The sequence below is a fragment of the Corynebacterium sp. DNF00584 genome, from assembly GCF_001552965.1.
GTDB classification, from domain to species: Bacteria; Actinomycetota; Actinomycetes; order Mycobacteriales; family Mycobacteriaceae; genus Corynebacterium; species Corynebacterium phoceense.
In genome coordinates this window covers 1-17,078 of sequence record NZ_KQ959743.1, presented here as the reverse complement: position 1 = coordinate 17,078, position 17,078 = coordinate 1, and the positions used below count along the sequence as shown (strand labels likewise).

The window sequence follows — 17,078 nt, the reverse complement described above, 5'->3', positions numbered from 1 at the left end:
TGAAACAATTGGACTCCTGGATGTTGTGGCAACGGGCGTGCTGTCAAGGGGTGAATGCGCCACTTCGACCGGGAGGTAGTTGTGACGCGTTGGACTCCGAAGGATGTTAAGGATGCTGCTGTTGAGCGCGTGGTGGCAGGCGAGGCAGTTAGCCTGGTCGCGCGTGATGTGGGTGTAGGCCCCGAATCGGTTTACGGTTGGTTGAGGGTAAGAGGTGTCGAACCTCCAGGCAGGCGTGCGAGTCGTTTGCGTGATCCGTTTGTCCGTGAGGCTGTTGGGTTGGTGCGTGCAGGTATGTCGATCAGTCAAGCAGCACAGACTGTTGGAATATCGACTGGCTTGCTTCACAGCAGGTTAAAGAAAGCTGGTGTAATCGAAGTGCGGCCTAGACGCGCCCACTTGTCACCTGATGAACGTGCCCAGGCCGTGGAGCGAGTGCTTGCTGGTGAGAGCTGTCAGACAGTGGCTGATGCTATCGGTGTGCATCCTTCTACCGTGTATGGGTGGATAAGGAAGCAGCGGTATGCGAAGTTACGCCGGCAGCGACATCGTCGAACGCCTGATGAGGCGGTGGTGTCTTTGCCAGATACAGGCAAGAAGCTGGGTAAAGATTCTGTTATGCCAGCACCGATGAAAACTCAAGCCGTTGATGGATTTCCTAGCGGCGTATTCGACAAACACGCCTTAGTAGGGCGTGGTCGCAGGCTTACTGTTGAAGACCGTGTTGCTATTGAAGCGGGATGTCGTGTCGGTGATTCGGCACGAGCCATCGCGCAGAAAATAAATAGGCACCACAGTGTCGTCGCTCGTGAAATCACCCGTAATGGTTGGAAGATCGTCGATGAGGACGGCACAGAGCAGCTGCGGTATAACGCCCACAACGCTGCTGTTTCTACTGCTGGTCGGATGGTGCGGCCAAAACTACGCAAGCTCGATGAAAGCCCAACGCTTCGGGGTGTAGTAGTCGATTGCCTTGCCCGCAGGTGGTCACCTGGGCGCATTAGTGCATGGCTTGAGCATGCTTTCAGCGATGATGAAAGCATGCGTATTTCCCACGAAGCGATCTACAGTGCCTTATACATTCAAGGCAAAGGCAGCCTGCGAGCCGAGCTTGAAGAAGTCATGAAGACTAAAGACGTACTTATCCGCGGCGGCTCAACACGCAAGCGTCGTGCCCGAAACGCTGGCGTGTTAACCGGTCGCCCTTGGATCAAAGGTGCTGAGATCACCCACCGCAGCCCGGAAGCTGATGACAGGGCTATTCCCGGGCACTGGGAGGGCGACCTTGTTATTGGTAAAGGTGGCAAAAGCGCGCTGATTACCCTAGTAGAGCGCACCAGCCGTTACACCCTGCTTGGACACCTTCCCGATGAGCACAGTTCACACACCGTGGTCGCAACCCTGCAGGACATGGTCAAAGACCTCAACACCGAGCAGCTAAAGACCATCACATGGGACCAAGGCGCAGAAATGGCTGTCACAGCACAAGTCCAGATTAAAGACGGCTGCCAGGTGTTTTTCTGTGAACCGCACTCACCGTGGCAGAGACCAACCAACGAGAACACCAACGGCGAGATCAGGCGCAGGTTCTACAAAAAGGGCACCGACTTTGCCACCGTCACACCCGAACATGTCGCGTGGGTGCAAAATGAGCTCAACGAAACACCCCGACAAATCCTCGGCGGCGCAACCCCACGTGAAATACTTAACGAACTATTCAAGCGTGGCGCATCCACCGCTTGATTCCGCCCCATGCCCGCGATGAGGCCGTAGATGGCGTAGTGGTGCTCGCCGGTTTCCTCTGCGGTAGGCAGCAGCTCATCCAAGGAAATGAACACCATGATGCCGGCAATGACGCCGAAAGCCACGCCCATCGTCGTATCGCCGAGCACTGGCAAGAGCAGCACATAGCCCACGACGGCGCCCACTGGCTCCGCGAGGCCGGACAGCGTCGCCCACGCAAACGCCTTGCGCCGCGAGCCCATGGCCTGGCGCAGGGGCACGGCCACAGCGATACCCTCCGGAATATTGTGAATGGCGATAGCAAACGCGACCGGCAGCGCGATGCTCGCGTCCTCCAAGCCGGCGAGGAATGCCGCGAAGCCTTCCGGGAAATTGTGGAAGGCAAGCGCCGCGGCGGCGAACACGCCGGTCTTCATGAGCCGGGCGCGGCGGGCATCGTCAAGCATGGTGCCCGGCTCGTGCGGATTGATCTCTTCCGGCACAAGGCGGTCGATGACCGCAATGATGGCAATGCCCAGGAAGAACGCACCCACGCCCAGCCACGTGCCAGTGCGCTCCGAGTCGAAAGCCGTAATGAGCTTGTCCACGCCCTGCGGCAAAATCTCCACAAAGGAGACGTAGAGCATGACGCCGGCGGACAGGCCAAGGGCCCCCGCCATGAATTTCGGCCCCGGGTTGCGGTGGCCCACGGCGATGGCGGCGCCGATAGACGTGGATAAGCCCGCAAGCAACGTCAGAGCAAGGGCAAACAACATGGCTTTAGAGTCTACGATGGAGGAGTCCACTTACCAACGCGAGGAGCGCCATGCAGCACTATCCCTTGGCCCGCAACTACTGCGGCGTGGAACACGCAGCGGTCCTCGAGCACATCGTCGCCTCCACCGCGCTAAAAATTCCGCACCTGGCCGACGGCCCGACGCTCATCGACGTCACCCTCGAGACCAATAATCTCACCCGCGGCTGGAATATCCGCTGCCCACTGGGCTACCTGGGTGCCCTCGACGCCGAGGAATCCCAGGATTTCCCGGACCTCGAACAGCTGCGCACCATGCACGTCACCACCACAGCGACGGTCGAAATCGTCGACGGCATGCTCGACATCGCGGTCAACCTCGGCCTCGGCCCCTGGCAGGTGCCACGCAATAACGCGGGCGGCCCCGTCCTCGCCCCGGGGATGGGCGTGCTGCTTGCCACGGAAACCACACATGACGTTTCCGCGGAGCAGCTCACGCAGATGGACACGTGTTCCTTCTTTGTTTCCCTCACGCTCATGGGCGAGACGTTCGTCGCCTCCGCCGAAGACTGCGTGCTGGGCACGGCACCGGCGCCGGCGCATGTCGCCAACCTCCTGCGTCACGCGGTCGAGGGCGGCCAGACGCTCTTCGCGCGTGCCTATGCCGCAGACGGACTCATCGCGGTCGACGTGCCCGAGCCCGGCTCGGCGGAGTTCTTCGAGCCGCCCGTTCCGGCACTCGCGCCCCGCGCGCGCATCATCCCGGAGCCACCCGCAGCAGACGGCACCTGGCAAGCGCTCATCCAGCCTGCCGATGCCGCCTCCCCCGTCCCCCAGGGCACCCGGCCGTTCCCTCAGATCACCCACCCCACATCGGCGTCGACAGCACCGCTCGATACTGCGGCGATGACGGAGCACGCGCGCGCCCGCGGTGTCGATGTCGCCGTCCTCGCTGGGGTCGTCGCGGGGCTGGGCGGCGAACCCGAACTCACGTGGCGCCCATTGCCGCTGCCCCAGGCCGCTGGGCGCTACTCTTCGGAGTCCGCGCGTGTGTCGGCGCGGCGGAAAGCCTCGGGTAAGGCGAAGCGGCATCGGAAGCCCGGCCGCGGCCGAAAAGATTAAACACGAGTACGCTCTTGTTTATGACTGAAGCGAATAAGCACTTTGAACTCAAAGTCCCGGGCGGCAAACTCATCGTCGTCGATATCACGGTCGACGAGGCCGGCGCCATCACCGCGACGCAGGTCGCGGGCGATTTCTTCCTTGAGCCCGAGGACGCCTACGAGGCGCTCGCGCCGGCGCTCGTGGGCACGCACCGCGGCGAGGCGACCGCGGATATTCAGGGCCGTCTCGACGCCGCCTTGGCGCGCATTGAGGAGCCGGTGGCCCTGCACGGGTTTAGCACGCACGATCTTGCGGTGACGGTGCAGCGCGCGCTGTCCGACGGCACGGATTTCACGGACCACGAGTGGGAAATCCTGCAGCCGGGCGTGCTGCCCACGCCGGTCAACGTCGCGCTCGACGAGCTGTTGCTCGACCAGGTGGCCACCGGCCAGCGCGGCCCGACGCTGCGCTTCTGGGAGTGGGACGACCGCGCCGTCGTGTTCGGCAGCTACCAGTCCTACTCCAATGAGCTCGACCAGGCGGGCGTGGACAAGCACGGGATTACGCCGGTGCGTCGCATGTCCGGCGGCGGTGCGATGTTCATGGAGGGCGGCAACTGCATCACGTACTCCATCTACGCTCCCGAGTCTCTCGTCGCGGGCTACTCGTATGAGGATTCTTACGCCTATCTCGATCAGTGGGTCCTCGCGGCGCTGGCCAAGCATGGCGTCAACGCGTGGTACGTGCCCATCAATGACATCACCTCGGACGGCGGCAAGATCGGCGGCGCGGCCCAGAAGCGTCGCCGCGGCGCGGTGCTTCACCACACGACGATGAGCTACGACATTGACGCGGACAAGATGATGGACGTCTTGCGCATCGGCAAGGTGAAGGTCGCGTCCAAGGGCCTGGCGTCGGCGAAGAAGCGCGTTGACCCGCTGCGCCGCCAGACCGGCGTGCCGCGCGAGGAGATCATCGCGACGATGGCCCAGGAATTCGCCACCCGCTACGGCGCACGTCCTACGGAACTCACAGAGGCCGATCTCGCGGCGGCACGTGATCTCGTCGACACGAAGTATGCGACCGAGGCGTGGACCAAGCGCCTGCCCTAACCCGCGCTGGCGCCCCGTAAAAATCCCTCCAGGACATATAAGGCCCCTGATCCGCGCCGCGGATGCCCCTTATATGTCCTGAAGTGCTATCAGCGGGAGCGAGTCAGAGCTAGTCGACTGTCGCGCCGAGGAACGCGGCAAAGGCCGGGGCAAGGTGTAGCGGGCTGAGCTTGGGTGCGGCGACGATGCGGGCCATTAGTGCGTCGCTCCCTCCGCCGACACGAGATCGCCGTCCGGATGGGCGACGATGGCTTCGATGGCGGCGACGAGCCCGCGCGTGATGTCCGCGACGGGCAGCGACGGCTCGCCTTGTTCCGGCGCGTAGGGCACGTGGATGAATCCGGCGCGGGTCGCGGTGCCGGCGGTCGCGTGCAGCATGCGGTACATGAGGTGGTTGCACACGAAGGTGCCCGCGGTATTCGACAGCGCTGCGGGCAAGCCAGCGTCGCGAATGGCGGCGACCATGGCTTTGACCGGCAGCGTCGCGAAATATGCTGCGGGTCCATTCTCGACGATGGGCGTGCCCGTGGGCTGGTTACCCGCGTTGTCTGGAATCGACGCGTCGTCGATATTGATAGCCACGCGCTCCGGCGTGAGCTGGGCGCGGCCTCCGGCCTGGCCGACACAGAGGACGGCATCGGCACGCTTGAGGTCTGGTAATGGGGCACCGAAGCGAGTAGGGACGGTAAAACGCACGACATCCGCCCCGGCAATGCGGGACGGAAGTTCGGCCACGGCGAGCTGCGCGGGGTTGACGCGCTGCCCGCCGAAGGGATCGAAGGCGGTGACGACTATTCGCATGCCCTCATTTTAGAAGGTGCCCTTCAGCTCCTTGCCGGTATCCGACAGGGTGGCGCCGCGGGAGTCGACGTTCTGGTCGTTGTACTCGGAATCGTCGCCGTCGATGCGGGAGATCTGGGTGACCTCGATGTAGTTGTGGAGACGGCCCTCAGAGGTGTTGCCGTCGCCGAAGTCGAGGTTGGCCACGCGGACGGAGTCGCCGGCGTTAATCGGGTTAGCCAGCGTGACCTCGAAGGAACGAGTGGAGGTCTTCTCATCGAAGCCCAGGTCGCGAATGTGCGCGCCGTTGGAGGAACGCGGGGTGATAAGGCGGTCAACGCCCTCCGGGCCCTCGGCGGTCTTAACATCCACGCGGAACTGGGTTGCCGGGAACTCGCCGTAGTAACGGTCGGTGCCGACGTTCTTCAGGCGCAGCGCGACGGTGCCTGCGAAGCCGTCGGACTTCGCACCGGACGTCGTGAAGTACGGCTGGAGGTCGAGCTTGTGCTGCTCCTCGGCCTGCTTCTTATCAGCCTCTTCCTCGGCCTTGCCCTCGGCCTCGGTGGCGACCTCGCCCTCAACCGGGACCTCGTTGTTCTTCACGACCTCAGCGTCGGCCTCCGGGTCCTTGGCTTCTTCCTCAACGACCGGGGTGGTGTTCTGCGCGTCCTTGTTCGGGGCGTAGGAATCCGCGATGTCGTCGTAGAGCTTGACGCGGACCTCGTTCTTCACAGGCTGCAGCGCGGACCAGAAGGTCGGGGTGGACCAGGTGCCGTTGGGCTTGCAGTACTGCTGCGTTCCGGTCATGTCGAGAACGCGGAAGCCGTAGGTGGCCTCACCGGTGTGGTTCGGCGGAACGTCGTACGGGCCGATGGACTGGCCAGCCTCCCAGGACAGGGAGTAGGACGCGGACGCACCGAGCGACTTGGCGATGGAGAAAGAAACGCCCGCGGTCGTGCCATCCTGGGTGTGGCTACCGTTGATGGAGGTCGTCTGGGTGCGGTCGCCGTTGACGGAAACCTGAATGGACTGCGACTTGGACAAGTTCTGCTGGAGCGGAATGTCCTTCTCCGTCTGGTTCGTGGTGGAGATGGTGCCCACCGGCATGAACGTGTCAGTCACCTTGTAGACCACGGTGCGGGTGTCTTCCCACGGGTTGCAGATGGGGCGCGCGTTGAGCACGTTCGCCTTGATGTGGTCCGAGCCATGGCTGGTGTGGACGATGGGGAGCTTGGCGTTGACAGCCGGGGTCTCCGGGTAGGACTCGGTCTGGGTTGCAGCACCAGCGAGCGGGGCGACGAGCGCTCCGGAGAGCGTGGCGCCGGCCACAGCGGCAGCAGCGGCGGTGGCAAGACGGCGAAGCTTCATGCAGTTCTCCTCGAGAGTGTACGGATGTGGGTGCACCGCTCGATCGCGGCGGCGCGACGTGACCTAGGTTAAGGTTCCCCTCACCCGCCTGCAACAGGATAAGTATATATATGACATGCACATCATTTTTCTCTCCCCACAGGGCAGAGACACGGGATAACGGGCGAAACATTCGAGAATCCACACGGCTACCCCAAAAGTTTCTCCCGTAAACTAAAGATGTAGTGACAAATATTCCTCTTAGGAAACACTCTTACCCCCATGCGGGGGCGAGTCGCGCGCACCGCCACACATGGGGCTCAAAATGTGAGTCACGTTACTTGTAGCCTGGGTGGCTATGAACGTAACTTTTATGAGGAACCGGCCGAGTTTCGTGCGGCCGCTAGCGAGTATCTGAAGGAGCATCTGCGCGAGACAAGCGTGCTTGCCACCCAAGCGAATAAGCCGAAGCTCGAGGACCAGCCGTATTGGTTCGCGACGATTACTGACGGCGACGACATCGTAGGCGCGGCGATGCGCACAAAGCCGACGCCGCCCCACCCCGCCTATGTCCAGAAGCTTCGCCCCGCGGCGCTTGCCGCGTTGCAGGACGCGCTGTCCGAGCGGGGTGAGAAGCTGCCGGGGTGCATCGGCCACTTTGAGACAGCCAAGGCGCTCGCCGGCCCCGGCGCGCGGCTGGAGATGCATTCGCGCCTGCACTTTTTCGACGAGGTGGTCTGGCCCGCGTGCCCGGCGGGCGAACTGCGTGCGGCGACTCCGGACGACGTGGACCTCATCGTCGACTGGCGCCGGCAATTCGTACACGACTCAGAAGAACAGGCGGGGCGTAAGCCATGTGAGAAGCGGTATGCCGCTTTCTTCAACGCGGCGGACGTGGCGGAGCGTCTCGCGCGCGGCGGTCATTGGCTGTGGGAGGTCGACGGGCAGCCAGTCCACTACACGGCCGTGAACGACACAGGCCTGGGTCTCAAGCGCATTGGGCCGGTGTTTACGCCCGCGGCCGAGCGCGGACAAGGCTACGCGGCGTGGGTCGTGGCAACGCTCACGCAGGACATCCTCGACGACGGCGAGGTCGCGACGCTCTATACGGACCGAGCAAATCCCGTCTCGAACCGCGTGTATGAACGGATTGGCTACCAGTCCGTGGGCGACGAGGGCGAGTTTTACGCCGCGGGTTGTAGCGCGGCGAGCTAGCGCATGTGGAGCATGCGGCGGTGCTCGACGCCGGCAGGCTCCAAGTGGATGAAGACCTCTGCGCCTGGGAAGAGACCGTCCACGTCGTCTTCGAGGGCATCGGCAGCTTGGTGGGAGGCGAGGACGGTCCACGTGGGGTCGACGTCGGCGGTGAGATAGATGAAGCGCTGGCGGCCGAAGGCCACGGTGCGGCGTTGGGTAATCGTGAGGCCATGAGCGGGGGCAACGCGCGCGAGGCGCTCGTCGAGGGCGGCGTTTTCCTCGACGGGCAGGGATTCAGAGAGCAGGCCCGAAAGGGAGTCGCGCAGGAGCTGGTACCCGGTCCACATGATGTTGATACCCACGGCGAGCGCGATGACGGGGTCGAGCCAGAGCCAACCGGTGAGCCACACGGCAGCGATGCCCACGAGGACGCCGACGGAAGTCCACACGTCGGTAAGCAGGTGTTTGCCGTCCGCATCGAGGGTCGCGGAGCGATAAGTCTTACCGGCGCGCAGGAGCGCCAGGCCGACCACGAGGTTGAGCACGGAAGCGGCGGTGGACAAAAGAAGGCCCAGGCCAGGTTGCTCGAGCGGCTGAAGATGAATGAGGCGGTTGGCGGCGGACCAGAGAATCATGCCGGCGGCAACAAAGATGAGCGCGCCTTCAAGCAGCGCGGAGACATACTCGGCCTTGCCGTGGCCGAAATGGTGGTCCTTGTCCGCGGGCTTGACGGCGACGCGCAGCGCAATGAAGCCTGCGATGGCTGCGACGAGGTTGACGATGGATTCGAGGGCATCGGAAAGAAAACCCACGGAACCGGTGAGCCACGCGGCAAGGGTCTTCAGCAGGATCGTCGCGACGGCGGCGGCGATAGACAGCTTCATAAACCGCTCGAGGGCGGTTTGTTCGGAACGATCAACGGCGGACATAGTAACGAGTCCCTTCGGTTCAGCCGGGTAGGAAACGGACGGTGAATACCGAAGGTCTCGTTCACCAGGTGGAACCTGGCTGGGTGGCCGGGCGCGCGGCGCCAGTATGTCGACCAGCCAGCGCCGACCCTGTTAAACCCCAGGTGCCGACGCGGAACTACTCCCCTTCTGCACAGCCATAAAACCAGCCGTGCGCTGGGGTGTCAATTGAGACCGAAAGTTCAATTAGCCGAAGAGTTTCTTCAAATAATTTGAGCCGAAGCGCCACTGCGGATCCATCTGTTCGCGCAGCGCACAGAACTCGTCGAAGCGCGGATAAAGCTCTGCTAGGTCCGCGCGGCCAAGGGTGTGCATCTTGCCCCAGTGCGGGCGCCCGCCGGCGACGCGCAGGAGCGGTTCGATCTCGGCGAAGATGGGCTGCGGTTCCACGAACTGCGGCACGTGCGTGGCGATGTACATGGACTCGCGGCCGGTAGACGTGGACAGCGCAACGTCGTCCGCGGCCGTGGTGCGCAGCTCGAGCGGGAAGCCGATGCGCCAGCCGCGGCGGTCGATTAGCGATCGGATCTCGCGGACGACCGCGGGGCCGTCAGCCAGCGGCACGGCGTACTCCATCTCGTGGAAGCGCACGCGACGCGGCGAGACGAACACGCCGTGGTTCGTGCCGCGGTAGCGGTTGTGCGAGAGCGCTGCGGTCGCGATGCGGTTGGCGTAAGGGATCGACGCGGGCACGGCGCGCCCGACCGCCAGGGCCGCAGCGAAGGCGCCGTTGCCCACGAGTTCCTCGTCGAGGAATTCCTTCCGCTTCGGACGCGGGCCCACCTCGTGCGCGGCATCGGGCGCTAGGCGCGTATTGCGCTTGATCTGCGCGCGGTCGGTATGCGGGAACCAAAAGCACTCAAAGTGATCCGCACTGCGGGCGTGGGTCTCCCAGTTCTCAAGGATCTCGTCGATGTCGCCGCCGACTTCCTCCGCGACGAGGTCGAAGGACAGCGCATTACGCAGGGCCTCGACACTGCGCAGCGACTTGGAGGCCACGCGAATGGGCAGCCCGCCGGCGCGGGCGACCATGGCGCGTGCGTTGTTTTCAAAGGCGTCGACGTCCACCGCGCCCAGCGGCGCGACGCTCGTCCCCGCGCCGCTGGTCCACGGCCGCGCGCAGCGCTTGTGTGGACTGAATCTCAGTGACTGTCATAGTGCAAGGATAGTCACACTAGTAATCGCTAGTATGGGAATTTATGAAAACCTTTCGCTCGCCCTCGCTTCCCGCTGAACTCGCCGCTCGCCTGCGCTCGATCCTCGACTCCGCACCGGCTGGCGACGTGCGCGGCACCGGCCCCGCGCACATCGCGGTAGCCCCCTGGACCGGCGAGGAACTCTTTACTTTCCCCACCGCGACCACACCCGACGTCGAGGCCGCAGTCACGGACGCCCGCGCCGCACAAAAGGTCTGGGGCAACACGAGCTTCGCCGAGCGCCGCCGCGTGTTCTTCCGCCTCCACGAGGCTTTGCGCGAGAACGAGGACACCGTCCTTGACCTCATCCAGGCCGAAAACGGCAAGGCCCGCGCCCACGCCTATGACGAGGTCATGGACCTCTACAATTGCGCGCGCTTCTATGGTCAGCGCGCCGCCCACGCCTTGCGCGACGAGCGCCACCGCGGCGCCTTGCCTGTGCTCACCACGACGCGCACGCAGTATTACCCGCTCGGCGTCGTTGGGCTCATTTCCCCGTGGAATTATCCGCTCTCCCTCGGCGTCGGCGACGTCCTCGCCGCGCTCGCCGCGGGTAACGCCGTGGTTCACAAGCCGGACTCTCAGACCACGCTCACGGCCATCTACCTGCGCCGCCTCGCCATCGCCGCGGGCCTGCCCGCGGGTGCGTGGCAACTCGTGCCGGGCCGCGGCGCCGAGGTCGGCGACGCGCTCGTGCCTCTCGTGGACGGCCTCTCCTTTACCGGCTCGACGAAGGTGGGCAAGCAGCTCGCCGCCCAGGCTGCAGAGCGCCTCATTCCCGCCATACTCGAGCTGGGCGGTAAGAATCCCGCGCTCGTGCTTGCCGATGCCCCCGCTTCCTCCACCGCCCCTGCCCTCGTCCGCACGGCTTTTTCCTCCTCAGGACAGCTGTGTATGTCTGCCGAGCGCGCCTACGTCCATGCCGATGTCTACGACGAGCTCGTCGCCGAACTGCAGCAAGCGCTCGACCGCGAGGTGCTCGGTGCGTCGTTCACTGACGCGGCGACCATCGGCACGCTCACCTCGGCAAGGCAGCTCGAGACTGTCCAACGCCACGTCGACGACGCGGTATCCAAGGGCGCAACTGTCGTGTACGGCGGCAAGGCCCGCCCGGAGCTCGGTCCGTTCTTCTTCGAGCCGACCATCCTCGAGGGTGTCACGGAAGACATGGAGTGCTACGCTGCCGAGACCTTCGGCCCCGTGCTTTCCCTCTATAAGGTGAACTCGGACGAGGAGGCCATCGCACGCGCCAACGACACGTCGTATGGCTTGGCGGCCTCCGTGTGGTCCGGATCCGAGCGCCACGCCTGGAACGTGGCCAGCCGGGTGGAAGCCGGCATGGTCAATATCAACGAAGGCTTCGCGGCGGCCTACGGCTCCATCGCCGCGCCGGGCGGCGGCGTCAAGGAATCCGGCCTCGGCCACCGCCACGGCGAGACCGGCCTACGCCTGTGGTCCAACGAGCGGACGGTCGCCGCGCAACGTCTCCACCCGCTCGCGCCCTCGACGCTCCTGCCGCCCGAGCGCTTCCGCACGCTCATTACGACGGGCATGCATGTGATGAAGACGTTGCGACTCTAAGCGGGATTTCACGACAACGAAGCCCTCCCGATCGCGCGATCTGGAGGGCTTCGTTGTCGTGAAAAGCCGGTGAGGCGTTGACGAGCTCCGACTCGTGGTCGCCACCGGTGAGCATAGTGTGCGAGCAGACTCGGGCTGTGGCGGTGGGTGAGTCTAGCCGCCGATCTTGAAGTCGCAGACGTCGCCGTCTTGCATGATGTAGTCCTTGCCTTCCTGGCGGACCTTGCCGTGAGCGCGGGCCTCGGCCATGGAGCCAGCCTCGTCGAGGTCGTCGAAGGAGACGATTTCCGCCTTGATGAACTTCTTCTCGAAGTCGGTGTGGATAACGCCAGCGGCCTGCGGGGCGGCGGAGCCCTTCTTAATCGTCCAGGCGCGCGCTTCCTTCTCACCGGCGGTGAGGTAGGTCTGCAGGCCAAGCGTCTCAAAACCAGCCTTGGCGAGCGTGGCCAGGCCTGGCTCGGTCTGACCCACGGACTCGAGGAGCTCCATGGCCTCATCCTCGGGCAGTTCGAGCAGCTCGGTCTCGGTCTGGGCGTCGAGGAAGACGCACTCCGCCGGGGCGACGAGCTCTGCGAGCTCGGCGCGCTTGGCGGCATCGGTAAGCACGGCCTCGTCCGAGTTGAAGACGTACAGGAAGGGCTTAGCAGTCATGAGATGGAGGTCGCGCAGCGGCGCGAGATCGAGCTCGCCGTTCTTCGCGGCGGCGAAGAGGGTGCGGTCATCCTCGAGGACGGCCTGAGCCTTCTTGGTCTCCTCGACTTCGACGGCCTTCTCCTTATCCTTGCGGGCTTCCTTCTCCAGGCGCGGCAGGGCCTTCTCGATGGTCTGCAGGTCAGCGAGGATGAGCTCGGTATTGATGATCGAGATATCGTGCGCCGGGTCGACCTTTCCGTCGACGTGGATGACATTGTCATCGGAGAACGCGCGAACGACCTGACAGATGGCGTCGGCTTCGCGGATATTGGCGAGGAAGGCGTTGCCCATGCCCTCGCCCTTGGAGGCGCCCTCGACGATGCCGGCGATATCCACGAAGGACACGGTCGCGGGCAAAATGCGCTCCGAGTTGAACATCTCAGCCAAGCGGTCGAGGCGCTTATCTGGCAGCTCCACGAGGCCGACGTTGGGCTCGATGGTGGCGAACGGGTAATTCGCGGCCAAGATATCGGAACGGGTCAGGGCGTTAAATAGCGTGGACTTGCCCACGTTGGGCAGGCCGACGATTCCAAGTGTAAGACTCACGGGGCCAATCCTAACGCACCGGAAAAAATTTAAGGCAAGATGGTGGGGTGAGTTTTGATCAGCCCGACGCGTCCCCGACAGACCCCAGCGCCCATCCCGAGGCCCTGGGGCTTTCCGCCAAGCCGAGTGAGGCTGCCGATGCCGCCCGCCTGAGCGGCGTCTCCCCGCACCCGCCGGGAGACCAAGTCGACCGCTCCGTTGTCGTGGCCGACATGGTGCGCAACGTCTCGATGTGGGCGCTGCGCCTGTTTATCATCGGCGCATTTATCTATGCGGCCGCGCGCATGCTGGGCAACTTCTGGCAGGGCGTCCTGCCGGTTCTGCTGGCGCTCATTATTTGTACGGTGCTCGCGCCGCTGTCGGGTGGGATGCGCAAGGTCGGGCTGCCCAGCGGGCTCGCCGCGTTCGCCTCCATCCTGCTGTTCTTTGGAATCGTGGGCGGCATCATCGCGTTTGTCGCGCCGAACTTCGCGCGGCAATCCCAGACGCTGTACTTACAGACCGTCGAGGGCATCCAGCGCCTGCAGCTGTGGGTCCAGGGTCCGCCGCTCGAGCTTGATAACGACGAGCTGGGCCGCTATATCGACGAGGCCGCCACATGGATTCAATCCCGCGCGGGTTCCATCGCGGGCAGCGTCTTCTCCGGCATCGGCACCGTGACCTCCATCGTGGTCACCCTCCTCGTCGTCCTCGTCCTTACTTTCTTCTTCCTCAAGGACGGCCACAAATTCTTGGGCTGGCTGCGCGAGGCCACCGGCCGCCGCGCGGGCTGGCACCTCACCGAGCTGCTTACCCGCGCCTGGAATACACTGGGCGGCTTCGTCCGCGCACAAGCGCTCGTCTCTGCCATCGACGCCGTCTTCATCGGTCTAGGACTTATCATCCTCAACGTGCCGCTCGCCATGGCGCTGGCGATTATCACGTTCTGCGCCGGCTTCATCCCCTTCGTCGGCGCCATCGTCGCCGGCGCGCTGTCCGTGACCATCACGCTCGTCTCCCTGGGACTCACCAAGGCCGTCATCGTGCTCATCATCGTCCTCGTCGTCCAGCAGCTCGAGGGCAATGTGTTGAGCCCCTGGCTCCAGGCCCGCGCCATGAACCTCCACCCCGTCGTCGTGCTCATCTCCGTCACCGTCGGCTCCGCGCTCTTTGGTCTCGTGGGCGCCTTCCTCGCCGTGCCCGTCGTCGCCGTGTTCGCGGTGTGCTGGCGCTACGTCCTTGAGGTCCTCAAGCTGCAGTCGGGCGAGATCCACGCCGAGGACATCCGCTTCGAGACCGTCGCAGGCGAGCTCATCGGTCGCTACACCGAAGACGAGGGCCGCTTGAAACGCGTCACCCTGCGCGACAACGAGTTCGCTGGCGAGGCCGCAGGTCGCGACGCTGCAGCTGATGGCACCGACCCCACCACCATGGACGTCGACGCCGCGCCACACCCGGCCGAGCGCCCGCGTATTCGTCCGCAGCTCGACAAGGCCCGCGACATTCTCGATAAAACTTTCGAAAAGTTCCGGCGTTCCTAAACGACCATGTCGACACCGTCTGGCAGGGTGGGGCTCCATGAGCTCCATCCTGTATTTGATTCTTGGCCTTGTTCTTGGCGCCGTGCTGGGCTGGCTCGCACACGCCTACCGCGTGGGCCAGTCCCCCGCGCCTGCTTTGCCTGCCGATGCCACCCGCGAACTCACCGCCGGAGTGCGCGAAGGCCTCGCAGATTCACTCGACCGCCAGGTCGTCCCGCTTGAGAAGGCCATGGATCGCCTAGGCCTCCAACTCCAGGAGCTCGAGGCTGGTCGCGCCGCCGAATTCGCGTCGCTCACCAGCCAGGTGCAGGCCATCACGCGTACCTCGGCGCGGCTCAATGACCGCACAGACAAACTCGTCACAGCGCTGCGCTCCCCCAACGTTCGCGGCCGGTGGGGCGAGATCCAACTCGAGCGCGTCGTAGAGCTCGGCGGCATGGTCAAGCACGTCGACTTCGACTCGCAGGTCACCGCCACCCTCGACGGCCAGCGCGTGCGCCCCGATCTCGTCATCCGCTTGGCCGGTGGGCGTCAGATCGTCCTTGATGCCAAGGTTCCTTTCAGCTCGTATCTTGACGCGCTCGAGGCCACAGACCCCGAGGAGCACGCCGCTTTCCTGCGCCGCCACGCCCATCTCATGCGCAGCCACGTCGCGGCGCTGTCCGGCCGCGAGTACATCGAGGCCTTCCAGCCCACGCCCGAGTTCGTGGTACTCTTCGTCCCCGCCGATCCTTTCCTCGACGCCGCGCTGAGCGTCGACCCGGACCTCCTCGAGTTCGCCTTCGAGCGCAATATCGTCATCGCAACCCCCACCACGCTCTTCGCCCTGCTGCGCACCGTCGCGCTGGGCTGGCGGCAGGAAGACATCTCGGACAAGGCGCGCGAGGTGCAGCGCCTAGGCCGCGAGCTCTACTCGCGCCTTAACACCATGGGCGAACACTTCAATAAGGTGGGTCGCGGCCTCGAGCGCGCCATCGACGCCTTCAACGCGACGCTCGGCTCCGTCGACTCCCGCGTCATGGTCACCGCCCGCAAGCTCGGCGAGATGGACATCCCGGCGCGCACGGACCGGCTCCCCACCGAACTCGAGCGCGTCGATACGTGGCCGCGTTACGCGCAGGAGCCTCTACCGGAGGAAGGCGGCTTTTAGGATGCACGCCGCGCAGCAGCACGACGCGCGACTGCGAGCTGCAGGCCTAAGGCAATGACCGCGCCTGCGGCAGGAATCCAGAAGGCAGCATAATGGCTGGCGGTAAACACGGGCATCATGACGACAGGAGCCAGCGCCGCGCCGAAGAAACGGAAGGCCAACACGGTCGACAGGAGTTCCGTGCCACCGGGCGAGCGCAGCACGAGCATGTTGATGATGATCTGTACCGCTTGCATGCCCACGAGCGCCAGCGCCCAGGCAACCGCAATGACGATCGGGTGCGAGGACAGTGGCACGCACAACAGTCCCGCGATGACGCTCCCCAGTCCCAGCGCGAGCGACCGGGACACGCCCAGGGCGTCGACCGCGCGACCAATGAAGCGGGAGAAAATAAATGCTGCCAAACCGCCGCACATCACGACGGCGCCGCGGCCGGCCGAGCCGAGATCAAAGCGCTCCGCAGCGAGCAAGGACACGGCAAACGGCATGCCCACCACACCGGCGCCCAGAATCAGGAAGGTGAGCATGTGGACGGACATATATCCCCATCGCACCCGCTCGTTGTCACCAGCCACCCGGCGCGGCGCGGGCGTGAGCATGGGCACCCGTACCAAGAAGATGAAGACCACGGAGGCGATAACGACCAGATAGGTCAGCCGCCAAGAAATGAGCGCGGCGGCACCGGCCAGCAGCGGAGCCGAGAACACGCCCAACGATTGCATCGCAGTAAACGTCCCCAACGCGGTGCCCAGCTCATGGTCAGGAGTAATCCGTTTCACAATGCCTTGCAGAACTGGAGTCGTGAAGGCATTGGCAATCGCCATGATGACGAAGATCGTGAGGAATATCCACCATGTAGGCGCCAGCATCAGACCTACGGCGCCCGCACAAATAACAGCGAATGCGACAAGCACGACCTTGGACGGTGAGGACCCGCGCACCAGTCGGCCAGAAAACAACATCGCAACCGCAAACGGAAAGGTGTACGCCGTAATGGTCAGCGCGGCGAGGGAGACTGAAATCCCAAACGAACGCGAAAACTCCGGCAAGACGACGGAAATAGACTGGCCGACAAAGGGACCCACAAATCCGCCTAGGTGAATAGCCGCGCGCTGCCACCGTGTTCCGCTGGGATCAGCAACCTCGTCGCCCGCAGCACGGTGGGCCGAACCGGAAGCGCCCTCCCCTCGGTGCGATGTCGAATTGGTCATGCACGCACTGTAACGCATCGTTCATAACCTGCACCGAAGTTCGTAAAGCGAACGATTTTTACCCCCGTTCCCCACCGATGTTCTACATCTTTCCGTCGACAGACGGCGAAATCCGCATCCACGCCAACGGCCCGGACGTGTGGCTACACCGCAGCGACTATCTCGGGCCTGACCCCTGGAAAGTAGACACGTCGGGG

The 17,078-nt window shown here is 64.2% G+C and carries 12 protein-coding genes and 3 pseudogenes; 8 read left to right on the top strand and 7 right to left on the bottom strand.

The window, feature by feature from the left end:
• Window positions 1-54 precede the first annotated feature (54 nt).
• Window positions 55-504: pseudogene (locus HMPREF0307_RS13540) on the top strand (helix-turn-helix domain-containing protein); the annotation flags it as partial.
• Window positions 505-523: 19 nt separating this feature from the next.
• Window positions 524-1,743 (top strand): annotated as a pseudogene (locus tag HMPREF0307_RS12520) (IS30-like element IS1513 family transposase).
• 8 nt (window positions 1,744-1,751) lie between these two features.
• Here HMPREF0307_RS12520 and zupT read toward each other — a convergent pair.
• A pseudogene (gene zupT / locus HMPREF0307_RS05190) lies at window positions 1,752-2,498 on the bottom strand (zinc transporter ZupT); the annotation flags it as partial.
• Window positions 2,499-2,548: 50 nt separating this feature from the next.
• Here zupT and HMPREF0307_RS05185 point away from each other — a divergent pair.
• Window positions 2,549-3,598, top strand: coding sequence for a hypothetical protein (locus tag HMPREF0307_RS05185; protein WP_066488670.1), 1,050 nt, complete (start codon window positions 2,549-2,551; stop codon window positions 3,596-3,598).
• Window positions 3,599-3,618: 20 nt separating this feature from the next.
• Complete coding sequence (locus HMPREF0307_RS05180; protein WP_066488667.1) at window positions 3,619-4,692, top strand: lipoate--protein ligase family protein; 1,074 nt, start codon at window positions 3,619-3,621, stop codon at window positions 4,690-4,692.
• A gap of 195 nt (window positions 4,693-4,887) precedes the next feature.
• On the opposite strand, the gene pcp is transcribed toward HMPREF0307_RS05180, so the two are convergent.
• The gene (gene pcp, locus HMPREF0307_RS05175) at window positions 4,888-5,493 is read right to left on the bottom strand and encodes a pyroglutamyl-peptidase I (protein ID WP_066488662.1); all 606 of its coding nucleotides are present in this window, start codon (window positions 5,491-5,493) and stop codon (window positions 4,888-4,890) included.
• A gap of 9 nt (window positions 5,494-5,502) precedes the next feature.
• Window positions 5,503-6,840, bottom strand: a complete 1,338-nt coding sequence (locus HMPREF0307_RS05170; protein ID WP_066488658.1) for a hypothetical protein — start codon at window positions 6,838-6,840, stop codon at window positions 5,503-5,505.
• A gap of 306 nt (window positions 6,841-7,146) precedes the next feature.
• On the opposite strand from HMPREF0307_RS05170, the gene HMPREF0307_RS05165 reads away from it, so the two are divergent.
• On the top strand, window positions 7,147-8,034 hold the full coding sequence (locus tag HMPREF0307_RS05165; protein ID WP_197418387.1) for a GNAT family N-acetyltransferase: 888 nt from the start codon (window positions 7,147-7,149) through the stop codon (window positions 8,032-8,034).
• On the opposite strand, the gene HMPREF0307_RS05160 is transcribed toward HMPREF0307_RS05165, so the two are convergent.
• Both HMPREF0307_RS05160 and HMPREF0307_RS05155 read right to left on the bottom strand, forming a co-directional pair.
• Window positions 8,031-8,945 (bottom strand): cation diffusion facilitator family transporter, encoded by a 915-nt coding sequence (locus tag HMPREF0307_RS05160; protein ID WP_066488649.1) that lies wholly within the window; start codon window positions 8,943-8,945, stop codon window positions 8,031-8,033. The two genes, HMPREF0307_RS05165 and HMPREF0307_RS05160, sit on opposite strands and share 4 nt — an antisense overlap.
• 225 nt (window positions 8,946-9,170) lie before the next feature.
• Window positions 9,171-10,052, bottom strand: a complete 882-nt coding sequence (locus tag HMPREF0307_RS05155) for a D-arabinono-1,4-lactone oxidase (protein WP_066488645.1) — start codon at window positions 10,050-10,052, stop codon at window positions 9,171-9,173.
• Between the two features lie 131 nt (window positions 10,053-10,183).
• On the opposite strand from HMPREF0307_RS05155, the gene HMPREF0307_RS05150 reads away from it, so the two are divergent.
• A complete protein-coding gene (locus HMPREF0307_RS05150) occupies window positions 10,184-11,761 on the top strand; it encodes a succinic semialdehyde dehydrogenase (protein ID WP_066488638.1) in 1,578 nt (525 codons plus the stop codon).
• A gap of 153 nt (window positions 11,762-11,914) precedes the next feature.
• Here the strand turns inward: HMPREF0307_RS05150 and ychF are convergent, their stop codons facing one another.
• Window positions 11,915-13,000 carry a redox-regulated ATPase YchF gene (ychF, locus tag HMPREF0307_RS05145; protein ID WP_066488637.1) on the bottom strand — a complete coding sequence of 362 codons (1,086 nt, stop codon included), beginning with the start codon at window positions 12,998-13,000 and terminating at the stop codon, window positions 11,915-11,917.
• A gap of 47 nt (window positions 13,001-13,047) precedes the next feature.
• Between ychF and HMPREF0307_RS05140 the strand changes: the two genes are divergently transcribed.
• Window positions 13,048-14,520, top strand: coding sequence for an AI-2E family transporter (locus HMPREF0307_RS05140; RefSeq protein WP_066488636.1), 1,473 nt, complete (start codon window positions 13,048-13,050; stop codon window positions 14,518-14,520).
• A gap of 37 nt (window positions 14,521-14,557) precedes the next feature.
• Window positions 14,558-15,670 (top strand): DNA recombination protein RmuC, encoded by a 1,113-nt coding sequence (locus HMPREF0307_RS05135; RefSeq protein WP_066488626.1) that lies wholly within the window; start codon window positions 14,558-14,560, stop codon window positions 15,668-15,670.
• Here HMPREF0307_RS05135 and HMPREF0307_RS05130 read toward each other — a convergent pair.
• Complete coding sequence (locus HMPREF0307_RS05130; RefSeq protein ID WP_168162228.1) at window positions 15,667-16,881, bottom strand: MFS transporter; 1,215 nt, start codon at window positions 16,879-16,881, stop codon at window positions 15,667-15,669. The genes HMPREF0307_RS05135 and HMPREF0307_RS05130 overlap by 4 nt on opposite strands.
• Window positions 16,882-17,078 lie beyond the last annotated feature (197 nt).